Origin of the sequence: Coleofasciculus sp. G2-EDA-02, from assembly GCF_040226375.1 — a bacterium.
In the GTDB taxonomy this organism is placed as follows: Bacteria; Cyanobacteriota; Cyanobacteriia; order Cyanobacteriales; family Coleofasciculaceae; genus Coleofasciculus.
The window spans coordinates 14,631-40,253 of sequence record NZ_JAVKEW010000108.1 but is presented as its reverse complement, the minus strand read 5'-3'; the positions used below and the strand labels follow the sequence as shown (position 1 = coordinate 40,253).

General features: G+C 46.0%; 23 protein-coding genes, 1 tRNA gene and 4 pseudogenes. 20 read left to right on the top strand and 8 right to left on the bottom strand.

The genetic code is table 11. From position 1 onward, the window contains the following. Positions 1–107 precede the first annotated feature (107 nt). The 5 genes and pseudogenes from cutA (at position 108) to RLO19_RS12300 (ending at position 3,914) form a co-directional block, all read left to right on the top strand. Positions 108–425, top strand: a complete 318-nt coding sequence (cutA, locus tag RLO19_RS12320; RefSeq protein WP_446351336.1) for a divalent-cation tolerance protein CutA — start codon at positions 108–110, stop codon at positions 423–425. Between the two features lie 187 nt (positions 426–612). Next, a complete protein-coding gene (locus RLO19_RS12315; RefSeq protein ID WP_446356737.1) occupies positions 613–1,170 on the top strand; it encodes an EF-hand domain-containing protein in 558 nt (185 codons plus the stop codon). A gap of 326 nt (positions 1,171–1,496) precedes the next feature. Next, on the top strand, positions 1,497–1,820 hold the full coding sequence (locus RLO19_RS12310) for a hypothetical protein (RefSeq protein ID WP_446356735.1): 324 nt from the start codon (positions 1,497–1,499) through the stop codon (positions 1,818–1,820). Positions 1,821–1,982: 162 nt separating this feature from the next. Continuing rightward, positions 1,983–3,486: pseudogene (gene tnpC / locus RLO19_RS12305) on the top strand (IS66 family transposase). 239 nt (positions 3,487–3,725) lie between these two features. Further along, the gene (locus RLO19_RS12300; protein WP_446356733.1) at positions 3,726–3,914 is read left to right on the top strand and encodes a hypothetical protein; all 189 of its coding nucleotides are present in this window, start codon (positions 3,726–3,728) and stop codon (positions 3,912–3,914) included. 42 nt (positions 3,915–3,956) lie between these two features. On the opposite strand, the gene purL is transcribed toward RLO19_RS12300, so the two are convergent. From purL to RLO19_RS12275, 5 genes are all read right to left on the bottom strand, one after another. Further along, positions 3,957–6,305: a phosphoribosylformylglycinamidine synthase subunit PurL gene (purL, locus tag RLO19_RS12295; protein WP_446356731.1), complete on the bottom strand. Its 2,349-nt coding sequence runs from the start codon at positions 6,303–6,305 to the stop codon at positions 3,957–3,959. Between the two features lie 188 nt (positions 6,306–6,493). Further along, a complete protein-coding gene (locus RLO19_RS12290) occupies positions 6,494–6,931 on the bottom strand; it encodes a hypothetical protein (RefSeq protein ID WP_446356729.1) in 438 nt (145 codons plus the stop codon). Positions 6,932–6,966: 35 nt separating this feature from the next. Continuing rightward, positions 6,967–7,302 (bottom strand): HNH endonuclease, encoded by a 336-nt coding sequence (locus RLO19_RS12285; RefSeq protein WP_446356727.1) that lies wholly within the window; start codon positions 7,300–7,302, stop codon positions 6,967–6,969. Beyond that, a complete protein-coding gene (locus RLO19_RS12280; protein ID WP_446356725.1) occupies positions 7,299–8,591 on the bottom strand; it encodes an AAA family ATPase in 1,293 nt (430 codons plus the stop codon). The genes RLO19_RS12285 and RLO19_RS12280 overlap by 4 nt, the downstream gene beginning before the upstream one ends. Positions 8,592–8,665: 74 nt before the next feature. Next, positions 8,666–9,046, bottom strand: coding sequence for a helix-turn-helix domain-containing protein (locus RLO19_RS12275; RefSeq protein ID WP_446356723.1), 381 nt, complete (start codon positions 9,044–9,046; stop codon positions 8,666–8,668). Positions 9,047–9,580: 534 nt separating this feature from the next. On the opposite strand from RLO19_RS12275, the gene RLO19_RS12270 reads away from it, so the two are divergent. Then, on the top strand, positions 9,581–9,892 hold the full coding sequence (locus RLO19_RS12270) for a hypothetical protein (RefSeq protein WP_446356721.1): 312 nt from the start codon (positions 9,581–9,583) through the stop codon (positions 9,890–9,892). Between the two features lie 18 nt (positions 9,893–9,910). Continuing rightward, a pseudogene (locus RLO19_RS12265) lies at positions 9,911–10,063 on the top strand (hypothetical protein); the annotation flags it as partial. A 41-nt stretch (positions 10,064–10,104) separates the two neighbouring features. On the opposite strand, the gene RLO19_RS12260 reads toward RLO19_RS12265, so the two are convergent. Further along, positions 10,105–10,356, bottom strand: a complete 252-nt coding sequence (locus tag RLO19_RS12260) for a hypothetical protein (protein WP_446356719.1) — start codon at positions 10,354–10,356, stop codon at positions 10,105–10,107. 582 nt (positions 10,357–10,938) lie between these two features. On the opposite strand from RLO19_RS12260, the gene RLO19_RS12255 reads away from it, so the two are divergent. The 5 genes and pseudogenes from RLO19_RS12255 to RLO19_RS12235 all read left to right on the top strand — a co-directional run bounded on the left by RLO19_RS12255 (position 10,939) and on the right by RLO19_RS12235 (position 17,139). Next, positions 10,939–11,817 (top strand): class I SAM-dependent methyltransferase, encoded by an 879-nt coding sequence (locus RLO19_RS12255; protein WP_446356718.1) that lies wholly within the window; start codon positions 10,939–10,941, stop codon positions 11,815–11,817. A 148-nt stretch (positions 11,818–11,965) separates the two neighbouring features. Next, positions 11,966–13,187: pseudogene (locus tag RLO19_RS12250) on the top strand (RNA-guided endonuclease InsQ/TnpB family protein). A gap of 148 nt (positions 13,188–13,335) precedes the next feature. Then, the gene (locus tag RLO19_RS12245) at positions 13,336–14,043 is read left to right on the top strand and encodes an HAD family hydrolase (protein ID WP_446356758.1); all 708 of its coding nucleotides are present in this window, start codon (positions 13,336–13,338) and stop codon (positions 14,041–14,043) included. A 61-nt stretch (positions 14,044–14,104) separates the two neighbouring features. Next, positions 14,105–14,177: transfer RNA gene (locus RLO19_RS12240), tRNA-Ala, on the top strand. Between the two features lie 208 nt (positions 14,178–14,385). Next, a complete protein-coding gene (locus tag RLO19_RS12235; protein ID WP_446356716.1) occupies positions 14,386–17,139 on the top strand; it encodes a class I SAM-dependent DNA methyltransferase in 2,754 nt (917 codons plus the stop codon). Positions 17,140–17,229: 90 nt separating this feature from the next. On the opposite strand, the gene RLO19_RS12230 is transcribed toward RLO19_RS12235, so the two are convergent. Continuing rightward, positions 17,230–17,796, bottom strand: coding sequence for a Uma2 family endonuclease (locus RLO19_RS12230; RefSeq protein ID WP_446356714.1), 567 nt, complete (start codon positions 17,794–17,796; stop codon positions 17,230–17,232). A gap of 162 nt (positions 17,797–17,958) precedes the next feature. On the opposite strand from RLO19_RS12230, the gene RLO19_RS12225 reads away from it, so the two are divergent. Genes RLO19_RS12225 through RLO19_RS12210 form a run of 4 tightly spaced genes read left to right on the top strand, consistent with a single transcriptional unit; the run spans position 17,959 to position 21,913 of the window. Next, complete coding sequence (locus tag RLO19_RS12225; protein ID WP_446356712.1) at positions 17,959–18,198, top strand: DUF2281 domain-containing protein; 240 nt, start codon at positions 17,959–17,961, stop codon at positions 18,196–18,198. Between the two features lie 8 nt (positions 18,199–18,206). After that, complete coding sequence (locus RLO19_RS12220; RefSeq protein WP_446356711.1) at positions 18,207–18,617, top strand: type II toxin-antitoxin system VapC family toxin; 411 nt, start codon at positions 18,207–18,209, stop codon at positions 18,615–18,617. A gap of 7 nt (positions 18,618–18,624) precedes the next feature. Continuing rightward, positions 18,625–20,700: a DEAD/DEAH box helicase gene (locus tag RLO19_RS12215; protein ID WP_446356709.1), complete on the top strand. Its 2,076-nt coding sequence runs from the start codon at positions 18,625–18,627 to the stop codon at positions 20,698–20,700. Next, a complete protein-coding gene (locus RLO19_RS12210; protein ID WP_446356707.1) occupies positions 20,693–21,913 on the top strand; it encodes a GIY-YIG nuclease family protein in 1,221 nt (406 codons plus the stop codon). The genes RLO19_RS12215 and RLO19_RS12210 overlap by 8 nt, the downstream gene beginning before the upstream one ends. A 98-nt stretch (positions 21,914–22,011) precedes the next feature. On the opposite strand, the pseudogene RLO19_RS12205 reads toward RLO19_RS12210, so the two are convergent. After that, positions 22,012–22,218: pseudogene (locus RLO19_RS12205) on the bottom strand (hypothetical protein); the annotation flags it as partial. Between the two features lie 286 nt (positions 22,219–22,504). Here RLO19_RS12205 and RLO19_RS12200 point away from each other — a divergent pair. The 4 genes from RLO19_RS12200 to RLO19_RS12185 all read left to right on the top strand — a co-directional run bounded on the left by RLO19_RS12200 (position 22,505) and on the right by RLO19_RS12185 (position 25,345). Continuing rightward, the gene (locus tag RLO19_RS12200) at positions 22,505–22,738 is read left to right on the top strand and encodes a hypothetical protein (protein WP_446356756.1); all 234 of its coding nucleotides are present in this window, start codon (positions 22,505–22,507) and stop codon (positions 22,736–22,738) included. 350 nt (positions 22,739–23,088) lie between these two features. Then, positions 23,089–23,709: a FeoB small GTPase domain-containing protein gene (locus tag RLO19_RS12195; RefSeq protein WP_446356706.1), complete on the top strand. Its 621-nt coding sequence runs from the start codon at positions 23,089–23,091 to the stop codon at positions 23,707–23,709. Further along, a complete protein-coding gene (locus RLO19_RS12190; RefSeq protein ID WP_446356705.1) occupies positions 23,675–25,126 on the top strand; it encodes a nucleoside recognition domain-containing protein in 1,452 nt (483 codons plus the stop codon). The genes RLO19_RS12195 and RLO19_RS12190 overlap by 35 nt, the downstream gene beginning before the upstream one ends. Beyond that, on the top strand, positions 25,127–25,345 hold the full coding sequence (locus RLO19_RS12185) for a FeoA family protein (RefSeq protein ID WP_446334207.1): 219 nt from the start codon (positions 25,127–25,129) through the stop codon (positions 25,343–25,345). It abuts the gene before it with no gap. The last annotated feature ends 278 nt before the right edge of the window (positions 25,346–25,623 follow it).

The window sequence follows — 25,623 nt, the reverse complement described above, 5'->3', positions numbered from 1 at the left end:
AAAAGGACACTTTGAACAGGAAATAAAGTATTTTATCCCCCTTCAGTGGGGAGTCTAAAGACTAAACTTGACTGAAGCTATTTTATCTCAATCCAAGGAGGAACAATATGATGAAAATTGCCCTAACAAACTTGCCGCCAGAACAGGGAGAGCGGATTGCTCGTTTACTTGTAGAAGAACACGTTGTAGCCTGTGTCAACCTGTATCCGATCCAGAGCCTGTATTTTTGGAAAGGAGAAGTTCGTTTGGACGCAGAAGTCACATTGATGATGAAAGTCTCAACAGAAGGAGTAGAGCGTTTGAAACATCGCCTCTGTGAGCTTCATCCCTATGAATTGCCGGAGTTTGTTGTTCTTGAGATTGATAACGAGGCTTCTCTGCGTGAGTATGTCGAGTTTGTTCGAGATCAAACCCACCTCTCATAAACTGAATTAGATAATCCTAACCTTCCAGCTAGGTATAATCTCAGATCTTGCACCATTCTCAATAAAGTTCTACAACCCTTGATATTTCGTTGATCACATCACCAAAAACCTAGCTTTTTCCGGCTTATTGACATTGGTGCAAGAGTTCAGTATAATTCAATACCGATAAATTAGAGGACGATCATAAATGTTAAGTCAACTATTGCAAAAAAAACACACTAAAAATTTTAAGGTATACGATTTAGATGGAAGTGGATTTGTAGAACTAGCCGATCTAGAACTTTGTGCCAGCAATCTCGCTCAACTACGTAATCAACAATCAGACTCATCAGAAGTTTTAGATTTACAAGCAAAATATTTAGCAATTTGGACTAATTTTTGGCAACCTGCTGATATTAATGGTGATGGAAAAGTTAGCTTAGAAGAATACTTGAAGGTAGCCGAGAATTCGATTAATAATTTCTGGAAAATACCACGACTTCAAAACGCTCATACTAATAAAGCTAATATGATATTCGACATTTTGGATGCTAATAATAATGGTCAAATTAGCCAGAGCGAATATGAACAATTTTGTCTAGCCGTTGGTCTGAATGAAAAAGATGCTGAAACAGCTTTTATCCATTTAGATAACAACGCTGATGGATATATTTCACGCGATGAATATGTCCAAGCATCCCAAGATTTTCATGTCAGTGAAGATGTCAATGCTTCTGGTAATTGGCTTTACGGTTCCTATGAATAGGTGTTGCTCTAGTTGCTCTATCTTCAAGCCTAAGTTCACCACTAACTTTCTGACACTGACAGGGGTCTTCTCCCAATTATCATTGGTCATTGGTTAGCGGCGAATGGTATAAGAGGACTACAAACGACGTTCTAGGGCGTTAAAAAAGCGATCGCTCATATCCGCGATCGCAGCGTTGATCAGGGGAGGATGGTTGGGGATAGAAATTTTTCATCCTTGAGATAGAGGCGTTAAGCGGTGGTAGTCCCCGATAAAACCCGTCCATTAATCGAAAAATCGTATTACTATACGGATCGAGTGCAAAGACTAAAAACGGAGAATTGAATATGTCAGACAGGGAGCGAGACGGTCTACTGTGGCAGTATAAAAACTTGTATGGGATGAAAACAATCCCACCGGCTGAAAACCATTATGCTTTTGTCAAAGCGGTTCTCCTCTGTGCCAAAGGAGATGGCGTCCTAGCACTAGAAGAAAGAGACTGGGTTGTTGGTCGTACCGCCTGTTATCATACCGATACCGAGTATGAATTGGCAAAAAATTACCCGGCAGATGAGGAATTAGTTGAGGTTCTCGCTCAGGCGCCTACTTTAAACAAAAGCGGTCGTCGTGCGATTATTTGTAAGGATTCAGGGGTCGTGGAAATCCGATGAAGGGGGAAGGCTTCGCCTGGTTTTGGCTATGATGTCGAGTACAGCAGTTTGGCAGAGGCTCCCGGCTTGCCCCTTTTGCTCCGGCACGGGGAGAACTACCTGAGTAGGAAAATCGCAACGATGGCGCTCTAGTAACACAAAATCTGCTTTAATATAAGGTATGTGAGTGCTGTTGCCATGAACTTAAAGCTTGACCCAAACCAACTCAAACAGTTGCCCACCGAAGAACTCGTTGGTTTGCTGGTGCAGCAACAGCTTGTAATTGAGAAATTGCAACAAGAGATAGAAAGGCTCAAAGCTATCCAGAAACTTGATAGTCAAGCAAGTTCAAAACCCCCTTCAACGGACTTGTTGTTCAAACCGGAAAAACCCAGAAAGCCGAGGGACAAGAGCGCTGGCGACAAGAGTAACAGCAGTGGGGACAACAGTGCTGACGCAAAGAGCGACAAACCGAAACGAAAGCCAGGAGGACAACCAGGTCACCCGGGTAAAACCCGGAAAGGTTTTGGGCGAGTAGATAGATACTCCATTCTCAAACCTCAAAAATGTACTAGCTGTGGCTGTGTAGAATTTGAGGAAAACCCAGCATCAGTGCAGCGGCAGCAGGTCGCGCAACTGGTAGCACATCCGATAGAAGTAGTCGAATACCAAAGGCAAACCTGCCGTTGTGCCTGTTGTGGTCAGCTGACAGCAGCGCCTTGGTCAAAAGAAATTGTGCCAGGACAAGACTTGAGTGTGAGATTGCAAGCATTACTGGTGTGGTTGGGCAACTATGGGCATCTATCTTATGAAAAGCAGCAAGAACTGTTGTGGGAACTGGGCAAGATTGAGATAGGGGTGGGAACTCTTAATGCCACAAATGCTCGGATGGCAGATGCGGTGAAGGAAAGCGTTGACGGTTTGCGGGAGTGGATTAAACAGCAACCGTTAGTCCATGTGGATGAATCTCCTTGGCCAGTGTTGGGTCTCAAAGAATGGTTGTGGGTGAGTGCGACACAAGAGTGTTGTTTGTTTCATCCAGGTGATACCCGCTCACGAGCCGAATTAATCCAACAGTTGGGGTCTAGGTTTGATGGTGTGATCAATAGTGATGATTACAGTGCCTATAATGGCTACGAGGTCAAAGCACAACAGAAATGTTTAGCCCATCTTTTACGTCACTTCAAAAAAGTTGTGAAATTGAGCCATGGCAATAATCCAGCTTTAGGGCAAGCGTTCATCGAACTAATTGAGGAAGCCTTTGCCCAGCATCGACAATGGCGTCAAACTCAAGACTCTAGCTCTTTCTTTACCTGGGCGGCCTCTTTTAAGCTACGAGTAGCACTGACCATACAACAGTGGATAAGTACAGCCGGATACGAGTCGGGCAAGTTACTACGTTCTTTACGGGATAAAGCCCAGCAATGGTGGTACTTCCTCGACCACCCAGAAGTGCCACCGGACAATAACCTGGCGGAACGTTCTCTGCGTTTGGCGGTGACTAAGCGTAAGGTCAGTGGTGGGTCTCGCTTGGCGGGAGCGATTTCAACAGACGGCAGACCTATTGAGTGTGGTACAGACTTGTCGGCGACAAGGACGGTCGGTGATCGAGTTTTTTCAAGCCGCCTTGGTAGCTCAAACCGAGTCGGATCAATCTCTATCATTATTGCCTGAACCTGTCCCTTGAAACCCAGTTAATTGTCTGTGTTCCAAATTAAACTCGACTAGGTTGAACACTGGCAAGCTCAGGCTCCATTCCGACCCATCATCCATCAAACTGTCTCAGGCAAGACCTATTTGGGGAAAAGAGCCTGGGCGCACTCGCCGATGTGACTGAATTTCCTTTCCCACGTTACTTTGGAAAGGCTCGTACACCCAGGCTAATTGATGAGCTAAACACAGACCTGAATTCTTACGATTATTTATGTGGCAATTCAGGCTTGTTCAGCTGATAAAGAATACCATGCAGAGGAACAGGCAAAAGTTCGCAAAATGGCCAAATATCTTGGGATTGAAGAAGATGTCGTTAACCAGATTGAGGAAATTTGCATCTCCGAAGCCAAGATGCGAGAAAAACGGATTGCCGTAATGTTTCCCGAAGGCATCCCTTATTAGTTTGTCATTGGTCATTGGTCAACGGCGAAGGGCTTAACACGGCTACAATCGACGTTCTAGGGCATCAAAGAAGCGATCGCTCATATCTGCGATCGTAGCGTTGATTAAGGGAGGATGGTTGGGGATAGAAATTTTTAATCCTTGAGAGAGAGATTTAACCGTCCCCAACCGTTGCCAACCCTGGGCAGATTCCCCTAAATAGTCCTTTAGGTAAGCCTCCCAATCAGCTTGGGCTTCTGGCTTCACCGACACCAGAATCCGACTGGCACTTTCTCCAAATAGAATCTCATCCCAACGCCGTTCTAGAGACGCCTCAGCTAGTCCTAATTCAATCTCTGCCCCCAATCCTCCAGAAATACAACATTCCGCCAGCGCCACCGCCAATCCTCCCTCAGCACAATCATGTGCCGAACGCAGGAAAGTCCCCCGAATCCCCTGACGACAAGCGGCTTGCACCCGACGTTCTAACTCAAAATCCACGATGGGGGGTTTCCCCGCCACAACTCCATGAATCGCACTCAAGTATTCTGAACCCCCTAAGCTGAGATTAGGCGTAGTTACAGTTAACGGTAATCCCAATAAATAAATTAAATCGCCTTCACGCTGCCATCCTTGAGAACAAATCTGACTCAAATCCGGAATCATCCCCACCATACCAATCACCGGCGTAGGATAAATCGGTTGGGGAGTTCCCTGGCTATCCAAGGTTTCGTTATACAGAGAGACATTTCCCCCCGTTACGGGCGTCGCTAATTCTGTACAAGCCTCGGCGATACCCTGACAAGCCGATGCCAGTTGCCAGTATCCTATCGGCTTTTCTGGTGAACCAAAATTCAGATTATCGGTGACGGCGATAGGTTCTGCTCCCACACAGCTTAAATTTCGTGCCGCTTCTGCAACCACCGCCTTTGCCCCTTCATAAGGGTCAAGATAAACATAGCGAGAATTGCAATCTACCGTAGCCGCGACACCGGATTGGGAATGTCGCCCCGATTCAGGGGGACGTAATCGGATGATTGCCGCATCTGCACCACCGGGAAGCATCACTGTGTTATTTTGCACCTGATGGTCATACTGACGATAGACCCAGCGTTTTGAGGCGATGGTTGGTGTATCCAGGAGTTGCAGGAGAATATCACTCCAGGATTTAGCCTCACCGGAAATTTCTATTCCCGTACTGGTACAACTGGGTAATGTATCAACAGTCCATTGCCAAGCCTCTTTTGCATAGTCTGGCGCTTCGGTCAAAACATCTCGATAATAAATCGGCGTATTATCTGATAACGCCGTGGCTGGGATTTCCGCCGCAACTTCACCCTGAAACAGAATCCGCACAATCGGTTCTGCAATCACCGTACCCGCGACAACCGCCTGAAGTTCCCAACGGTGGAAAATATCAATTAACTCCTGTTCTCGTCCCTTATGTGCCACAAATAGCATCCGTTCCTGGGATTCCGAGAGTAAATATTCATAGGGAACCATCCCCGTTTCGCGGACTGGGATTAAATCTAAATCCAATTCAATCCCCACACCCCCTTTAGCCGCCATTTCGGAGGTGGAACAGGTAATCCCCGCCGCCCCCATATCCTGTGCGGCGACTACCGCCCCTGTTTTAAAGGCTTCTAGACAGGCTTCAATCAGGCATTTTTCTAAGAAGGGGTCACCCACCTGCACCGCTGGGCGGTCATCCATGGATTTATCAGTGAGTTCTGCACTCGCAAAACTGGCACCCCCCATGCCATCTCGCCCTGTGGTGGAACCCACATATAGCACGGGATTACCAATTCCTGACGCTCCAGACTTAACAATTTCTGGGGTTTCCATCAATCCCAGCGCCATCACATTTACTAAGGGATTCCCGGTATAAGCGGGGTCAAAGTAAACTTCACCGCCAACAGTGGGGACACCGACGGAGTTGCCATACCCAGAAATACCCGCCACGACACCCGTAAATAATCGTCGGGTGCGGGGATTATCTAGGGAACCGAAGCGCAGGGAATTCAAAACCGCAATGGGACGCGCCCCCATGGTAAAGATATCTCGCAGAATGCCGCCAACGCCTGTAGCTGCACCTTGGTAAGGTTCCACAGCGGAGGGGTGGTTATGGGATTCAATTTTAAATGCGAGTTGGAGTCCATCGCCCAAGTCTACTACACCAGCATTTTCCCCAGGACCCACGAGGATACGTTTCCCGGTGGTGGGGAATTGTTTTAGGAGAGGGCGGGAGTTCTTATAGCAGCAATGTTCGGACCACATGACGCCGAACATCCCCAGTTCAGCTTTATTGGGATGACGCCCTAGGCGTTTAAAGATTTCCGCATATTCGTCCGGCTTGATACCTTCAGCGGCGATTTCTTCGGGGGAAAAGGGGGCAGAGGATAGAGTAGACATGGAACCCTTGTACAAATGGCACAGGGATAATTGTATCGGGTAATTGGGGTCTAGCTAGTACAATATAGCTTTAAGTCAGAGACTGTAGGGGCGGGTTTTACTGCTATCAGTTAATTTGTTGACCCCGATGTGACTAAACCCGCCCCTACAAACGTGGCTTGGCAAGGAGATAGTTGACACGGATGGATTCACAGCGCCCCACCTGGGCGAGGGATTGGCTGAAACTGGTCATTAAAACAGGTTTGACAAGTTCCCAGAAAAGCATTGATAAAGCGTTTTAGCATGTCAGTGTCTTCCCGAAAAACAGTCATCCATAGCGACCAAAATCCTTTAGCTTGAGCCAACTCCACAATATCATCACGCTTATCTGGCGTATCATTCTCTTGAAGTTGCTTAAGTTTTCTTTTTGCTATGCCCCAAGTATCCAGACGCTGAGACCAGCGATTATCTCTTGGGGAAAATTTAGGATGACCGGGAAATCTACCTAAACCTATTAATTCAAGTGTTCTTTGGGCTTGTTTCTGCTCAGACTCATTTAGGCTAGGATTCACACAGACATTGCCATTTTCAAGATATTCAAATGCACGGGCTGTATTATCCCTGTCAGACCAGTAATAATCACTCAAAATGGGAGCATCCCAATTTGGCGCGTTAGCTCTTTTTAGGGGGCTGAAACACTTGAAATATCGTTGCTTTTGGGAATGGTGTTTCCAAAACGGGATGCTCCCCTCAAAATTAGTTCTTCATGACCTTTAGCGGCATTGCAATTAACACAGGACAGTAAAAAGTTATCCCATCGCCGTTCAAGATCAGGTCGTGCAGCTTTCGGTTGGATATGCTCAACATGCAGTAGATGATTAATCGATCTTTCGCAGTAAGAACAGTATTCTCCTACTCTATCAATCAGGTGAGATTTGGCTTGACTATACTGTGTGAAAACTATGGGAATACCTGTATTTGGGTCGATAGGTAGATCTCCCCGTTCAACAGGTCTCATTTCTTTTCTCCTCCCAATCCCGCAGCTTTACGCTCCATTCTCAGAAACGCATGATAAGCCACATCATCGCTAAATGGCTCTATTAGTTTGTCGAGCTTGGTTTTGAGTTGCTCAATTTTTTCGGGGTTTGCTTCTTGAGCTTCTTGTAAAACTCGATAATATTCTTCAGCCGCTTCCATCATCTTCTGGTAACGCTCACTTCTTTGGGGAATATCTACCCCCATTACATACTCGGTGATGTCTTCAATGCTTTTATTTTCATATTCTTCAATTTCTGCTGGTTTATCTAGATTAATCAGTTCTCCTTCACGTAGAGATTGGATAATAAAAGGTGAATGGGTTGTCGCCACAAATTGAATATTAGGAAACGTTTTCTTTAAATCATCAACAACCCCCCGCTGCCACTTGGGATGCAAATGCAGATCGATTTCGTCTATTAATACAACACCAGGAGTTTGTTGAGCAGCGTCACGTCCTAGTTGAGGATTTAATACTGCGGCGCGATAGGCAATATCGGCAACCATGGCTAACATATTACGTACACCATCGCTCAGCATCCGAAATGGTAGTGTGCGTCCATCCATAGATTTAGCCAACAGTTCGTCCTCAAGAATATCGTATGTGACACTTTGCCAGTTTTCTATACATTTAGCAATCGCCTCTTTTACGGCATCAAGAACTTCAATAGACTGCTTTCTCTGGAGAGCTACGATTTCCATGGTTTTGAACCACCGCAGCATTAGTTTTTGGTTTGATGCTGGATCTAAACAATCCAGATACCCGATCATCCGTGAATTAGGTTTGACTGTTTGAATAGATCTTTTGTTTTTCTGCAACCACAGACGCCCTGTTCCATAGTAAGTGACTAACGGTAGCAGCAGATCCGATCCTTGGCTGACTTTGACTTGAAGTTGTTCGGAAATGTTTGTGATTTTAGTAGCTTGCTTACGAGTGGTGCGTCCTCCTGCTTTGTTAAGTTTTCTCGTCCAAGTAATCTCCTGTCCATCAATAATACCATCACAAGACACTGACACGGGATATTGGGGTTCAACTGTTGGAATCTGTCTCTTTTCATATTCCACACGACGCACCTCATCATCACGAATGTGACGGGAGTCTACATTATTAAAGTTGAGAAACAGGGCGCCCACGCCAACTGCTAATCCATCTAAAATAGCAGTTTTACCTGTACCATTATCTCCTACCAGCACTGTAAATCGTTCTGGAAAATCAAATATAGTATGTTCAAAGTTTCGGAAATTTTTCAGTTCAAGGCGATGAATTCTCATGTCTATCTTCTGCAACGTGAGTTAAATTTGAGTATCTACATAGACAAAGCTAGATGCTGGCAGTATCAGTTTTCCTACGAACCACGTTCATCCTGGAGATACTGATCAGCTTCTCCCGGTGTTTTAAATAGTCTTTGACCAGGCAATTCATCTAGCAAGTCTATAGCAGAGTGGTTGGGTGACACTCCTTGATGTTTGTTCTGACTCTGCTGATGAGTCGAGTCAGACGTTTCTACTGTTTCCAAGTCAGGTTCCCATAACATTAAGTCTCCGGGTTGACAGTTAAGAGCAGCACAGAGCTTTTCCAGGGTTGCCCGTTCTAATCGTTCTGGCATCTCCTGAGAATTCTTCAATTTAGAGATAGTGACGGGATGCATTCCCGTTGCTTCCGTCAAGTCTTTATTTTTTAGGTATCGCTCAGCCATCAGCACATTCAAACGCCATTTTACAGACATAGTTCTTCCTCAATGAGATAGGGCTATAGCTACTAATCTGGCTTTTCGTGAGCTAGTCTCGTCATGGTATTCCTCTAAGGAACCACAACTCTACTGAGGATATTATACAGTATCTTAGCCTTTGCGTTTACATAATTAGCTACTGTGTTTAAGCTTTGAGTTTGTCTTAGACGCTAATATTAAAGTCTCAGAGGATAAGAATGAACAACCTTGACAGATTCAAAACCCTTCTGGAAATGTTGGTACTGGTTCTAACACTTTCGACACAATACCCCATCTTGGGGCTTGTCGCGGCTGTCGGTGCTATCTACTTTTTGCTCACAGATGATACTTCACCGATAAAGTAGAAGTAATTTGGAAGCAGAAAATGGCAGTAAGGGGAGCGAAGATGCTGGTTTCTATCGTTTCCCCTGTTCCAAGACGTGCCATGGCACCTCTGGAACATTGCTCCCCTATGGTTACTCTGTTGGGTTTCACTCTGTTCAACCCAACCTACAAATGGGATCAAATGTGACATTCTGGATAGTTATAGCGATGAAAGATACTGAATGCGTTCGCTTCTTGCAGTGGGCTTTACCTCAATTAAACCTACGTTGGGCAGGGTTTCGTAAGTTGCGAAAGCAAACCTGTAAACGTATCCAACGGCGTCTCATTGAACTTCAATTATCCGATATTGATGCCTATAAATCTTATCTGAATACTTATCCCGAAGAATCGATAATATTGGAGCGCTACTGTCGAATTACGATTTCCCGATTTTATCGCGACAGGCAAATTTTCAAGCATTTGCATCAAGAACTATTGCCCCAACTCATCCAGCTTGCCCAAGAACGAGGTGACAAGTAATTTGTCTGCTGGAGTGCTGGCTGTACCTCTGGCGAAGAAGCCTATACTCTTTCTCTACTCTGGCATTTAGCCAAATTCTCTCAAGTTTCTCACCTTTCACTGCGAATTATTGCAACTGATGCGAATGCCTATCTGTTGGAGATGATGATTTGGGTTAGGCTTGACGATTGATGGTTGACTGTTGACGGGTCATTGGGATTTCTCAAAAGACTTTAACAAACACAAGCGTTAGCTTGTAAAGGCTGATGAGATGCTAATGAACGGGGAATTAAGCCAGCAAAGGATAACTCCCCTTGTTCTTTGATTTGAGAATTGTTTTTGGCAAGAATAAATTCGAGTATTGACTGTGCTTGTTGGGGGTCATTCAGGTAGTAAATCGCCTGGGATTTAGGCGAGAGCCAGATTTGCAGCTTCCAGGGCTTAGATGCAGACACAGAATTGGGTTCGAGGGAAAAGGTAATCATTATCGGCTGGTGTCCTGATTTCGAGGAATTAAATAGATGGAGAACCTGAAGGTTGAGAGATAAACCTTTTCTTGATTCCCACTTATAACTTTACCGATATATTCCACTCTTTATAGAGAGTTAAATCATCTAGAGTTTTGATTCTAATCCGCTCTGAGGGTGAGCCATGTAATAGGAATTTGATGAAATCGATCAACTTAATCAAGTGATTTAAATCACCAACATGGTGACAGAAAACCATTCTTTTTCCGGAGAAAAACTGCCAATCTGCAATTATTAGTTAGTATCATTATTCATAAGTAGTCGGACAAAATTAAACTTGACGGTTGAGATGGGGGAACTCTTCACAGGGAACAGTAAGAGATTGAGGGGTTTTACAATTCTTAACTCGGTGAACAAAGTTTATGTCCAGGTACTTACTCGCTCTTCCTCTAGTGGGGATATTAATATTCACAAAACGTTGTTTTTGTCAAGACCAAGGACTGAATTGGTGGTCTAAGACATACCCAAATCGGGAGGTTCTGCTCAGAAGCGCCAAAATTATTACAATAAGTTAAACAAGTAGCATTAGAGATTAAACTTATGGTAAGCCGCCAAGACACGCTTTGGGAGCGATTCTTACAACCCATCGTTGGCGTATTGATCGACGAGGAGCAACTGCGCCAGCTTTATGAGAGCATTGACTGGGAACAACAGAGCGATCGCGTCTCAACCCCTGATTTAGTTTACCCTGATTACTACAAGAGTCAGAACTTCCACGGTATTGAAGGGGGTTACCTGAATGGTGGTGCAGCAACGACTTACGATCCGATAACTCAATACGCTTTACTTCCCAATGAAACCTGGGTACGCCAGGGGTTAATCGATCGCATCCAGGGAACACCTCGACGGATTCTGGATTTAGGCTGCGGTACGGGTTCAACCACCCTACTGTTAAAACAGGCGTTTCCCCAAGCTAAGGTAATCGGTTTAGATTTATCGCCTTATATGTTAGTCATGGCAGAACGCAAAGCCAAAGCCGCCGGGGTAGAGATTCAATGGCGTCATGGCAAAGCGGAAGAGACAGGTTTGCCAGAGGCGTCTTTTGACCTGGTAACCGCCTCCCTATTATTCCACGAAACCCCCCCAGCCGTGGCAAAGTCGATTTTGCGGGAAAGCTTCCGACTCCTCAAGGGAGGCGGACAAGTTCTGATTCTCGATGGCAATCAGCAGACCTTGCGTCAAGTAAACTGGTTAACGGAGGTGTTTGAAGAACCCTATATTAAAGCTTACGCCACCGATAGCGTAGACGCCTGGATGGGTTCAGCCGGCTTTGAAGCGGTGCAAACTCAAGACGTGTGGTGGCTGAATCAGGTTACCCAGGGAATGAAACCTCTCCCGGTAAAAGGACAAGTGTACCAACGGACTCAACGCCGTACAATAGACGACTTCAGTTCCCAAGGTATTGTTTTCATTTATTAAGAATACGGAAAATTGCGGTAATCTGCGGTAATATATACATAAGTCGATAAGATTACCGCATGAAATTATCGGATTACGCTCTCATCACAAGGCGTCAGTTAGCGTAAGACGGAAAAAGTCATTAACGAGCTGCAATCATAGGAAGAGAATGAGACTTGTTGAGAAGCACGTAGTTCGTAAAGGAAGTCGAGAATGGAAAGATATTGATGATTTGGCATTCAAGTCTAAAAATCTTTACAACCGAGCCAATTACGAAATTCGTCAACACTTCTTTAAAACCAACCAAATCCTCTCCTACAACGAGATGGCATCTCGGATGCGACTAGAGGAGTCTTATTGTGCCTTACCTCGCAAAGTCTCTCAACAAGTCCTGCGGTGCTTGGACAGGAACTGGAAAGCATGGAAAGAAGCTAATAAGGCATACAAGAAAAACCCTGTCTTATTCTTGGGCAAGCCCAAGCTTCCCAAGTATAAAGATAAAGAGAAGGGGCGTAATCTGCTGGTTTACACCATCCAGGCTATTAGCTCGAAAGAGTTGAAAAAAGGATGGATTAAGCCATCGGGAACAAACCTTATGATATCTAGCAACAAGCAGGATATCAATGAAGTAAGAATTGTTCCCCGCCTGAATTACTACGTGGTTGAGGTGATTTATGAGCAACCCATTCAGCAATTGGTTAGCGGTGAAGCGGTAGCCGGTGTAGATATTGGACTGAACAACTTAGCGGCTGTAACTTCAAATCAAAAAGGATTCAACCCTTTCCTGATTAACGGCAGACCGGTTAAGGCGGTTAACAATTACTACAACAAGAAAAAAGCCGAAGGGCAATCTCAACTCAAAGGAAACAGAAAAACGTCAAATAGAATTCAGCGTTTATCAACCAAGCGAGGATTCAAGATTGACGACTATCTCCATAAATCCAGTCGGTTTATTATCAACCAGTTGGTTGAGAAAAATATATCAACTCTTGTGATTGGCAAAAACGAGAACTGGAAGCAGGGAATCCGTATCGGTAAGGCTAATAATCAGAATTTTACTAGTGTTCCCCATGCAAGATTTATCGAGATGTTGACCTATAAAGCTGAACGGGTTGGTATAAAAGTCATCATCACCGAAGAATCTTATACGTCGGTTGCTAGTTTCCTGGATGGAGATTTTATTCCTGTTCACGGAAGCCCAGAGGCATTAGCCGTAAAATTTAGCGGTCGTCGTGTTAAGCGTGGGTTGTACAAATCAAAAATCGGCATCAAATTCAACGCCGACATCAACGGCAGTTACAACATCATTCGCTTGCGTAGTCCCAGATGCTTTTGGCAATGGGATAGAGGGTGTAGTAGTTCACCCAGTCAAGATTACTCTGACAAACTAATTTCCGCGTTTTTCCGCAAAATTAGGAACTATTCCATCTCCAGCATAGTGACGCATAGGGTCAGCTAATGTGCATTTAAATGGGATATTCCCTGTTTCCCGTTCCCTTTGCGGAATTTAAGTATCCCAATCTAAATACTGAACAGCTTATGAGTTTAAAGGCAGTTCTGTTTGATTTCAACGGCGTGATTATTAACGATGAGTCGATTCACCAGCAACTCATCGAAGAAATTCTGCTGGGCGAGAATCTGCGTCCCTCAGCTGAGGATTACTGGGAGGATTGTTTGGGACGTAGCGATCGCGCCTGTCTAAAAGTATTATTGGAAAAGCGAGGTCGGATGGTTGATGATGACTACTTAACCCGTTTGATCTCCCGAAAAGCCGACGCCTACCGCCGTCAACTGGAAACTCTATCTAAATTACCCATATATCCGGGAGTCGAAGATTTAATTTACAAAATCCGCGTGGCTCAGTTACCCATGGGGGTGGTGAGTGGGGCGTTGCGATCGGAAGTTGAGTTAGTCTTGGATCGGGCTAAACTGTTGCCATATTTTCCGGTTATTGTGGCAGGTGATGACATTACAGTGAGTAAACCTGAACCGGATGGCTATCTGTTAGCTGTGGAACACCTCAATCAGCAGTTTCCAGAACTTAATGCCAAATCCTCGGATTGTCTTGCCATAGAGGATACACCGGCTGGTATTGAAGCGGCAAAACGAGCTGGGATGGAAGTCGTTGGCGTTGCTAATACCTATCCTTTCCACATGCTTCAGCGTCAAGCTGACTGGACGGTTGATTATCTGCATCAGCTTGAACTTGAGCGCGTGCAGGAAGTCTACGCTCAAGTTGTGGGTTAGCGATGAGGACAAATGACAAATGACCAATCCCCATAAGTGGTACAATCAATCAAGACAGATTGGGGAATTAGCTCAGTTGGTAGAGCGCTGCGATCGCACCGCAGAGGTCACCGGTTCAAATCCGGTATTCTCCATTTAGCTGGTGTCGATTGCCACATTATTTGTCATTTAAATCATTGACGCAAAACTTCAGTGAAAGTTGTGGGGGCGTTGGTTGCCCGATCAAAAGCCGATACCGTCGGAGTAAAATACTCAATGGAAGAGTTGTAGATCGGTGGCGATGATGGTCGTTTGCATCCCAATCCGCGAGAATTGAACTCCTGAGTGATTGAGCGTTAGAGCATGAATGCAGTCGAAATCGAAGAAGCCGTTTCCCAACTAGCTGAAGCTCCCTTTGACCCAGAGGAGTTTCCCTTTGCCTTTCTTGAAGCGTTTGGGAATAAGTCAACGACGATTAAACGGCTCAAGAGTAAGCGCAACAGTACCAATCAGTCTGACCTTGGTGGGGTTCTCCAGCGCAACAATATCCACATTAAAGTTTGCCCAGAAGGGGAAGTAACAGCAACCCTCACGGCTTTGCGGGAGAGTCCAGCGACTGCTAAACAAAAGGCAAAGTTTATCCTGGCGACAGATGGCAAAAGCCTAGAGGCAGAAAACCTGGTTAATGGAGAAACCGTTGTCTGTGACTATCCTGAGTTTCATAACCATTTTGGTTTCTTTTTACCGTTGGCTGGGATTACGACGGTTAAGCAAATTCGGGAAAATGCCTTTGATATTAAGGCGACAGGGCGACTCAATAAACTCTATGTGGAACTGCTCAATGAGAACCCCGACTGGGATACCGCAGAGCGTCGGGAGGCACTCAACCATTTTATGGCTCGGCTGATCTTCTGCTTTTTTGCCGAAGATACGAATATTTTTTACCGTAATAACCTATTCACCGATACCATCGCGCAGATGAGTGCGGGGGATTCCTCGAATACCCATGAGGTTCTAGAGGAGCTATTTCGGGCAATGGCTACCCCCCTGAAGCAACGGGAAAAGGCAGGAATCCGCAACTGGGCGGATGACTTTCCCTATGCCAATGGGGGGCTGTTTTCTGGTGGTGTGGAAGTGCCACGCTTTAGCCGGATTGCTCGCTCTTATCTGCTCCATGTAGGCAATCTCGACTGGACGAAGATCAACCCGGATATTTTCGGGTCGATGATTCAGGCGGTAGCGGATGAGGATGAACGGGGGGCGTTGGGGATGCACTATACCAGTGTGCCGAATATCCTCAAGGTGCTGAATCCGTTGTTTTTGGATGATTTACGAAAGCAATTAGAAGAAGCGGGGGATAATGCCCGAAAGCTGCTGAATTTGCGGAAACGGCTGGCACGAATTCGGGTGTTTGACCCGGCTTGTGGGTCGGGTAATTTTTTGGTGATTGCCTATAAGGAAATGCGGGCAATTGAGGCGGAGATTAACCAGCGCCGGGGGGAGGCGAATCGTGCTTCGGAGATTCCCTTGACGAATTTTAGGGGGATTGAGATTCGACATTTTTCCTGTGAGATTGCGCGGTTGGCGTTGATTATTGCCGAGTATCAGTGTGATGTGTTGTATCGGGGTCAACGGTTGGCGTTGGCGGAGTTTTTGCCGTTGAAGGCGGAGAACTGGATTACCTGTGGGAATGCGTTGCGGTTGGATTGGTTGAGTTTGTGTCCACCGACGGATAAAGGGGTGAGGGTGCAACGGGAAGATTTGGATTTGTGGGGGGAAACAGAGGAGGAAGCGGAGATTGATTTTGAGAATGAGGGGGGAGAAACCTATATTTGTGGGAATCCGCCGTATGTCGGTGACAAAAAACAATCTAAATCTCAGAAATCAGACATTAAATTCATATTTTCCAAACTAACTAAGAGCTGGAAGTCTCTTGATTACATATGTGGATTCTTTTTCAAAGCATTTCAATATCTATCGAGTGATAAAACTGCTGTTGCTTTTGTATCAACAAACTCAATAGTTCAAGGTCAACATGTTCCGCGTTTTTGGGATATGATTATTGATCAAATTGATATTTTTTTTGCTGTTCACTCTTTTGCCTGGTCAAATTTGGCAGCTAATAAAGCTGGTGTAACTTGTGTAATTATAGGATTTTGCAGTATAGGAAAACAAAAAGCAAAAAAGATTTATGAGGGGTCGAATGTACGTCAAGTAAGCAACATATCTCCTTACCTTATAGCTGGAAAAAGTATTGTCATAAAACCATCTAATAAGTCAATCTCGGATTTACCAAAAATGACTCTAGGTAATGTTCCAAAAGATAAGGGAGGATTGCTTTTAAGTCCAGATGATGTAAATTTGCTCGATCTAACACCATCACAGAAACAAAAATGGATAAAAAAAGCAATAGGCTCAAGCGAATACATACAAGGTAAAACTAGATTTTGTTTATGGCTATTTGATGAAGATATAGACGAAGCGAATGAGAATATTCAGATACAGGAAAGAATTCAGAAAGTAAAAAACTTTAGAAATTCTAGTATCGATCCAGGAATGGTATTGATGACCCAAAGACCTCATCAATTTAGAGAAATGAACATTCCTAATAAGATTGCGGTTATCATTCCCAGAGTTAGTTCAGAAAGAAGGTGTTTTTTGCCTACAGGAATTATAGGAAATGACTCAATTATTACAGATAGAAATTATGCTATTTATGATCAACCCTTATGGAGTTTATCTTTGATTTCCTCGCGCCTCCACTGGGTCTGGATTGGCACAGTTTGCGTCCGCATGAGAACCGATTTCTCCTACTCCAACACCCTCGGTTGGAATACCTTCCCCGTCCCCACCCTCACCGAAAAAAACAAAACCGACCTCACCCGTTGCGCCGAAGACATCCTCCTAGCGCGAGAACAGTATTTCCCTGCCACCATTGCCGATATGTACGACCCAGAACGCATGGACAAAGAGTTTCCCCTAGTGCGAGAAGCCCACGATCGCAATGATGAGGTGTTAGAGCGCATCTACATCGGTCGTCGCTTCAAAAACGATACCGAACGCTTAGAGAAGCTGTTTGAACTTTATACGAAGATGACAGCACCGAAATCTTCCTAAACGTAGTATTCGCCCTCGTCCCCCACAAGAAAGAGAATCTGTTTCAAAGTCCCTCTCCTGTTTTGGGAGAGGGATTTAGGGTGAGGGAAATCAGAACGCAATATCCTCATACAAGGATGTAAAGTCCGCTTCAAACTCAAGGCTAGTAAGGTGAAAGGTGTTTTGACTGGGGGCATAGAATTGAAATAACCACAGCCCTTCCTCAGTGCGACGGTAACAGTCTACCCGTTGCTGTCTGGTACTAATCAAGACATATTCTTGCAGACTGTCGAGGGTTTGATAGTCGATGAATTTATCCCCTCGGTCAAAGGCTTCGGTAGAGTCAGAGAGGACTTCAATGATTAGTTTGGGATAACGCTTATAGGTAGTGGTTTCTGCGTCGCGGGGGTCACAAGTCACCATCAAATCAGGATAGTAGTAACAGTTGCAGTCTTCAAGTCTGGCTTTGACATCGGCAAAATATACGCGACAGTCTGACCCCCGCAGGTGGCTACGCAGCAGGGTGTAGAGGTTTCCAGCAATCGTATTATGGCTGTCGGTTGTCCCCGCCATAGCGTAGGCTTCACCATTGCGATATTCGTGTTTGGTGTCGCTGGTGGCTTCGAGTTGGAGGTATTCGTCAGGAGAGAGGCGATAATTGTCTGGGGTAGCAATCATGGAGGAGGAAGGGGCGAATTGGGTAGTCCTGTTTTTAATTTAGTCCAAAAAGCGCAATGCATTCAGCAGGCTAGACCTACGCGCCTCCAACAGCAAGTCAAGCCCAATCTCAATCAGGGCAAATGATAAAATTAAACCAGTTTCTTCGCGTTAAACTAGCCAATGCTGACCCTAGACCAACTCATTGCCGAAGCCACTGCCCTCCCTGATGCTGACAAAGCAATCCTGATTGATAAACTGACAGCAAGCATGGACGAACAACGCACGGCTTCAAAAACCGCAACTATTCCCCCCGGTACTCTCACCAAACTTCGAGGTATCGCTAAACGTTCTAGAAAAACCCCCAGCGATAAAGAACTGCAAGCAGAGTACACCGATTATTTAGTTCAAAAATATCAGTAACCTTTCTTGTGAAAATTCTCATTGATACCAATGTTGTCATCGATCTAATTTTGGAACGAGAACCCTTTGTGGAACAGGCAGTGAGGCTTTTCCAAAAGATTGAACAAGGTAATTTAGAGGGCTACATTGCAGCTACTACCATCACCAATATTTTCTACATCATCCGCAAAATAGAAGGTCGTGCAGTTGCCCTCGAAGCAATCAAGCAACTTTTAAGCGGTCTAAGACTCTGTTCTGTTGACCGTCAGACTATCGAAACAGCCCTTAACTTTGACCTCATTGACTTTGAAGATGGCATTCAACTCGCCTGCGCGACTTTATCTCAACTTGACGGCATTGTAACCCGCGATCGCCAGGATTTTCTCAACAGTCCCCTCCCTGTTTATTCCCCCACAGAACTGTTAAACCAACTCCAGTAGAAAACCGATGAACAACGCGATCGCAATTCCCGCCGTTTCCGTCACCTACACCCAAGCTGGCACTTCCACTCGCGTCAATGAGCTAGGGATGCGCCCGATGCAGGAACGAGCTTACCAAAAGCGGGGAGAACAATACCTGTTGATTAAATCCCCCCCTGCTTCTGGTAAAAGTCGCGCCTTGATGTTCATCGCCCTGGATAAGCTGGAAAACCAGGGATTACAACAGGCGATGATCGTTGTCCCTGAAAAGTCCATCGGGGCAAGTTTTCACAATGAACCCCTGAGTCAGTTTGGCTTCTGGGCAGATTGGCAAGTTGAACCCAAGTGGAACCTCTGCGACGCACCTGGAACCGATGGCGGGAAGGTCGATGCAGTTCAGAAATTCCTTGATAGTGATGCCAAAGTGCTGGTCTGTACCCATGCCACCTTTCGCTTTGCCGTGGATAAATTCGGCGTGGAAGCCCTGGATAACCGCTTAATTGCAGTCGATGAGTTTCACCACATTTCCGCCAATCCTGACAACAAACTAGGCGATATTATACGTCAACTGATGACCCGCGACAAAACCCACATTGTGGCGATGACGGGTTCTTATTTTCGCGGGGATGCAGAGGCAGTGCTACATCCTGAGGACGAGGCGAGATTTGATACCGTCACCTACACCTATTACGAACAACTCAACGGCTATCAATACCTGAAACAGCTTGATATTGGCTACTACTTCTATGCCGGGAGCTACACCGACGCAATCATGGCGGTACTCAATCCCCAGGAGAAAACCATTATCCACATCCCCAATGTCAACTCCCGCGAAAGTACCAAAGATAAAATCCGCGAAGTCGAACACATCATTGAGGAATTGGGGGAATGGCAAGGAACTGACCCCGCAACCGGGTTTCAACTGGTACAAACCGCCGCTGGTAAACTCTTGAAGATTGCCGACCTCGTAGACGACGACTCCAGCAAGCGAGATAAGGTCACGGCTAGTCTGAAAGACCCCAGCCAGAAAAATAAGCGCGATCGCGTGGATATCATTATCGCCCTGGGTATGGCAAAAGAAGGCTTTGACTGGATATGGTGCGAACACGCCCTCACCATCGGTTATCGTTCCAGCCTCACCGAGATTGTCCAAATCATCGGTCGCGCCACCCGCGATGCCCCTGGTAAGATTCGGGCGCGGTTTACCAACCTCATCGCTGAACCGGATGCCAGCGAAACTGCTGTGACTGAGGCAGTGAACGACACCCTCAAAGCCATTGCTGCCAGCCTCTTGATGGAACAGGTGCTTGCTCCCCGCTTCGAGTTCAAACCGAAAAACCCCAACAATCAACCCACCCCTGGCTTTGACTACGGGGAAGGAGGGTATGACCCTCAGGGGTGTAATGTGGGAGTCAATGCAGAAACGGGACAAATTCAACTGGAAATTAAAGGACTCGCTGAACCCAAAAGCCAGGAAGCCCAACGGGTTTGTCGGGAGGACTTAACCGAACTGGTGACAGCTTTTGTCCAAAACAAGCCTACCATCGAGCGGGGTCTGTTTGACGAAGAACTGGTGCCAGAAGAACTGACCCAGGTGCGGATGGGCAAAATTATCAAAGAGAAGTTTCCAGAATTTGAGCAGGAAGATCAAGAGACAATTCGTCAACACGCGATCGCGGCTCTCAACCTCGTCCAACAAGCCAAGCAAACCCTAAATGAAAAGGGTGGGACGTATAAGGTAAATTCCAGTGACGGCGAAGGGACGAAAAACACCGCCCTCATCGATGGAATCAGGCAGTTCGCCCTCTCGGTCACGGAACTGGATATGGATTTGATCGACCGCATTAATCCTTTTGGGGAAGCCTACGCCATTCTAGCTAAGTCCATGAGCGAAGAACGGCTCAAGCAAGTCGCAGCAGTGATTGCTGCCAAGCGGGTCAGCCTGTCGGTTGATGAAGCCAGAGAACTCGCCAAACGAGCAAAGCGATTCAAGCAGGAACGGGGACGCTTACCCTCCCTCACGGCAACTGACCCCTGGGAAAAACGCATGGCAGAAGGGGTGGCATTCCTGCAACGTAAAGTGAAGGAGGAAAACAATGGTTAAGCATACCACCGATGCCGATTTAGACCTACTCGCTGAATTGGGGGTAGATACCGCCCCTCCACCCAAAGTTAAACGTACCCCCAGGGAAGAACGGATCATCGCTGGATTTGAGGAAATCGAGCGCTTTGTCACCGAACAAGGGCGACTTCCTCAGCATGGAGAAGACCGCGATATTTTCGAGCGCCTCTACGCCGTGCGCTTAGAACGCCTACGGAACTCGGAGGAATGCCGCGAAATCCTGAACCCATTAGACTCAAGGGGTATCCTCGCTGCTGATGCCGATCCTTGCCTGTCCCCAGAGGTAGACTTGGAGGATGAAGCCCTGTTAGCCTCCCTGGGGGTCGAGGCAACACCAGAGAACGACATTACTCAGCTTACCCATGTGCGATCGCGTAGCGTTGCCGGAGGCAAATCGCGTCAGGAAATCAAAGCTGCCGAAGAAATTGCCCAACGTACCCCCTGTCAGGACTTTAAACAGTTCAAACCCCTCTTTAAAAAAGTGCAACAGGACTTAGAAACTGGAGTCCGACAAACCCTGAAATATCGGGATGATGCCACTGTCAACCAGGGGGATTTCTTTATTCTGGATGGGCAAAAGTTGATCGTCGCCGATCTAGGTGAACCGTTTATCAGCGATTATGGTCGCCCCGACCGCAGGTTACGAGTCATTTACGACAATGGGACAGAGAGTAATCTATTGCTGCGATCGCTCCAACGGGCATTAAATAAAGACAAAACCAGTCGCCGCATCACCAACCCTGATTTTAGTTCCCTGCCCCTGTTTGCCCAAACAGAAGCCGAAGAAGATATCACAACGGGGCATATCTATGTGCTGAGAAGCCAATCCGACGACCCCTTTATTGTGGAGCATCGATCGGTGATTCACAAAATTGGTGTCACGGTCGGTGATGTCAAAAAACGAATTGCCAACGCCAAAAAAGACCCGACCTACCTACTCGCAGATGTGGAAATCGTTGCTACCTTCAAACTGGCAAATATTAACCCAAAGAAACTTGAGGCACTCCTTCACAAGTTTTTCGATAACGCTCGTTTACAGGTAGAATTGGGCGATCGCTTTGGCATTCCTGTACAGCCGAGAGAATGGTTTCTCGTGCCATTAGAAGCGATTGAAGAAGTGATTGAAAAAATCAAGGCAGGAACAATCGATCAATTTCGCTATAATCCAGAAACAGCAAGTCTCACCAGATCGTAATACCATCCAAAGAGAACAGCTTCACGAAGACGGTGATTAGGGAGTGAGTAGCATGTGCTTGCCGAGCGAGATAAATTAATCGTCAGAGCGATTTCTGCCCCTCCCTCAGAAGGGCGTAGGCGTAGCCCGCCGAAGGCATCGCGCAACTCACAGGTAAATCCCAACTGTGTACCAATCTGTCGAAGATGATTCGAGCGAAAGTCTTTCCCGTCATCGGTGTAGAAGTATTCGGGCTTCCCATAAGTTCCCCTCTCGCACGGCAAACTAAACTCAGGCGGATATCGCTTCGGTAGCATCCCATGACGAAATCATTACCAGTCCGAGTCTTCACCGACAACCGATCGCCCAGTCAATCGACATCGCTGGTCAGTTTGACAAAGTAATTTTTCAATTTGTTAAGGCTTTGGTAACTCTTGTATCATCCTCACTACAATCGTGAGTTGGTTGGGCGAGATGAGCTATGGTAAGAAAAACCAAGCAATCCTTAAGTAATTCTTAAAGGAGTCGTACCCTTTGCCGGATCGCGACACAGCGCTGGAAAACCAGCTTTATTTCTCGGCTGCTGCCACTTTACCTAAGGAAGGAGATTGTATGAACCCCACAATGCTGCGTCAGTTGTGGTCTTTAATTGAAACGACTCAAACTAACCTGCTACTGAAACTCGATGATGCCAGTCTAGTTCAGTGGATACTCAAGCAACTCAAACAAGAGCGAGGTCTTAATTCTGAGGAAATGCATATTTTGAATGACTATCTCTATAATCGCTTGTCTCTGATCCGGGATCTGGCAGAGCAACGGTATGCGACGAATCACTCGTCATCCTAGTGCAATTTGGCTGTAAATACCCATCAGTCAACAAAAGACGCCATGACAGGGTGACAGGGTGACGGACACAAAGAAGATTGAGGTGGGCAACAGCATTCTCTGGATAACCTGAGCATTTCCAGGTTTCTAGCTCTTGCCCACTCTGCTTAAAATTGAATTGGCTTATTCTCAACTTTTATTAAAAAATATTATGGATCTCAGCTTAAATAGGTTCCCCATTCCCCTCAAATATTAAGCTTTCTTAAAAGGTAGACCTGATACAGAAACCGAGGTTATTATTGACTACACTTAATGAGAATTACTTTTAACAAGTTGCAGAATTCGCTTCCCATCATCGGAGTCAAGAAGATATGGAGTGTCACAAATGTCAAAACACTTGCCACCACAAGCCCAGTAGAGGGAGTGGCTGGAAATGGTGGGGCAAACCGCCGCAACCATCACCTCTGAAAACTGAACCCATTCCCCAAGTGGCTTTGGTGGGAACGCCCAATGTGGGTAAAAGTGTTCTGTTTAATGCCCTTACGGGTACTTATGTCACTGTGTCCAATTATCCCGGTACAACGGTGGAAGTCTCTAGGGGTCAGATGACGGTTGGGGATCGCCCGTTTGCGGTGGTGGATACGCCGGGAATGTATTCCCTACTCCCGATTACCGAAGAGGAAAAAGTATCGCGGGATTTATTACTCAGCGAACCCGTAGACTTGGTGATTCATGTCGTCGATGCCAAAAACTTAGGGCGAATGCTTCCCCTGACGTTTCAGCTCATTGAAGCGGGTTTGCCGGTGCTATTAGCTGTCAACATGATCGATGAAGCCGAACAGCTGGGGATTCAGATTCACCGGGATCATTTGGAGATGGAATTAGGGATTCCGGTTGTGACTATGGCAGCTGCACTAAATGTTGGTTTACGAGATTTGAAATATAAGGTGGGTGATTATGTTAAGTCAGGTTGCTTATCCGGAACCTATTGAGGTTGCGATCGCGAAACTGGAATCGCTGCTATCCCGGCTGTCGCTATCCCAGGATTATCCTTTGTCTCGGCGCAGTATTGCCTTACTCCTGTTGCAAAAAGATCCCGCACTTTGGCAACAACTTCAGATTCAGGATACAGAAGCGGAAATTAAAGCCGCGATCGCGGATGCTGAGAGTCAGTTGGATGAACCGCTAATCGCAGTTATTGCCAAGGCGCGTCAGCAACGGGCGTGGGCGATCGAACAACATGTCCTCAGCGAATCGAACCAAGGGAAAACCCCCTTAACGGAACGACTGCACCAACTCACGGTGAATCCTTGGACAGGATTTCCGATTTTGCTGGCGATTCTCTATTACGGGGTTTACAAATTTGTCGGGGAATTCGGGGCGGGGACGATGGTGGATACCATTGAAACCTTCTTTGAAACATATATTAATCCCGTTGTCAACCAAACGGTAGCGGTAATTTTGCCCTGGCAACCCTTACAAGATTTAATTGCCAACGACTACGGAATTATTACCCTGGGGATTCGCTATGCGGTGGCGATTGTCTTACCTGTTGTTGCCACATTCTTTTTCATGTTTTCCTTCCTGGAAGACAGTGGCTATCTGCCGAGATTATCCCTAATGCTGGATAACCTGTTTAAGGCGATCGGGTTATCGGGGCGGGCGGTAATTCCGATTGTGTTGGGATTGGGATGTGACACCATGGCAACATTGGTCACCCGCACCCTGGAAACGACAAGGGAACGATTAATTGCCACATTTTTGTTATCCTTAGCCATTCCCTGTGCGGCACAGTGGGGGGTGATTGTGGGATTATTAGCCCAAAAACCCGCCGCGTTGTTGATTTGGGGTGGGGTTATTGGGGCAATTTTTATGGTTGCGGGGTATTTAACCGCCCGATTGCTTCCCGGAAAACCCGCCAGTTTTTACATGGAAATTCCCCCCTTGCGCTTTCCCAAACTACAAAACATTCTGGTTAAAACCTATCTCAGAATGAAGTGGTATTTTATGGAAATTCTGCCCCTATTTATTTGGGCATCGGTGATTATTTGGTTTGGGCGTTTGACGGGGTTGTTTGGATTGATTATTCAGGGGATTGAGCCGATTGCTTTAGGGTTAGGATTGCCCAGAGAAGCTGCGCCGATCTTTTTATATGGTTTCTTCCGGCGGGATTACGGCGCGGCTGGGTTATTTGATATGCAACAGCAGGGAATTTTTACAGGGAATCAGTTGGTGGTGACAGCGATTGTGTTAACCCTGTTTTTACCTTGTATTGCCCAACTGCAAGTGATGTTGAAAGAGCGAGGGGCGAAAGTAACTTGGGCGATTGTGGCGTTTATTTTTCCCTTTGCCTTTTTTGTGGGATATTTGGTTAATGGTTTGTTAAATGGATTAGGAGTAACGATTTAAATGATTGCACTAGCATCGGTTAAACGGGGAAATAGCGGCACCGTTGCTGCGTTAAAGACGAAGGATGAGATGACGTTGCAGAAGTTGATGGCGATGGGGATTAGTCCTGGAATGCCGATTCTGTTGGAGCAGCGGTTTCCTTCTTATATTATTAAGGTGGGCAGAACTCGTGCGGCGTTGGATCGGGAAATGGCAAAGGTGATTTATTTGCATCGGTAAGGGGGCAAAGGATACCTGGTTTAGGGTGATTTTGGGGATAGTTAGATTAACGAGGAGAGGGTGTAGCATTGCCGTGTCTCTACCCTAGACAAACCCCTCCCTAACCCTCCCCTGCAAGGGGAGGGAACTCTAATTGATTTAGAGGGGGTAGGGGATGCGATCGCGCATTATCAATGGATAATTAATAATTGATAATTGATAATTGATTAATTGGGTTTAAGACCTCTTCGTTTACGAAGAAATTAAAAAATATTTTCCTTAAATTCAATCCTCTTCTT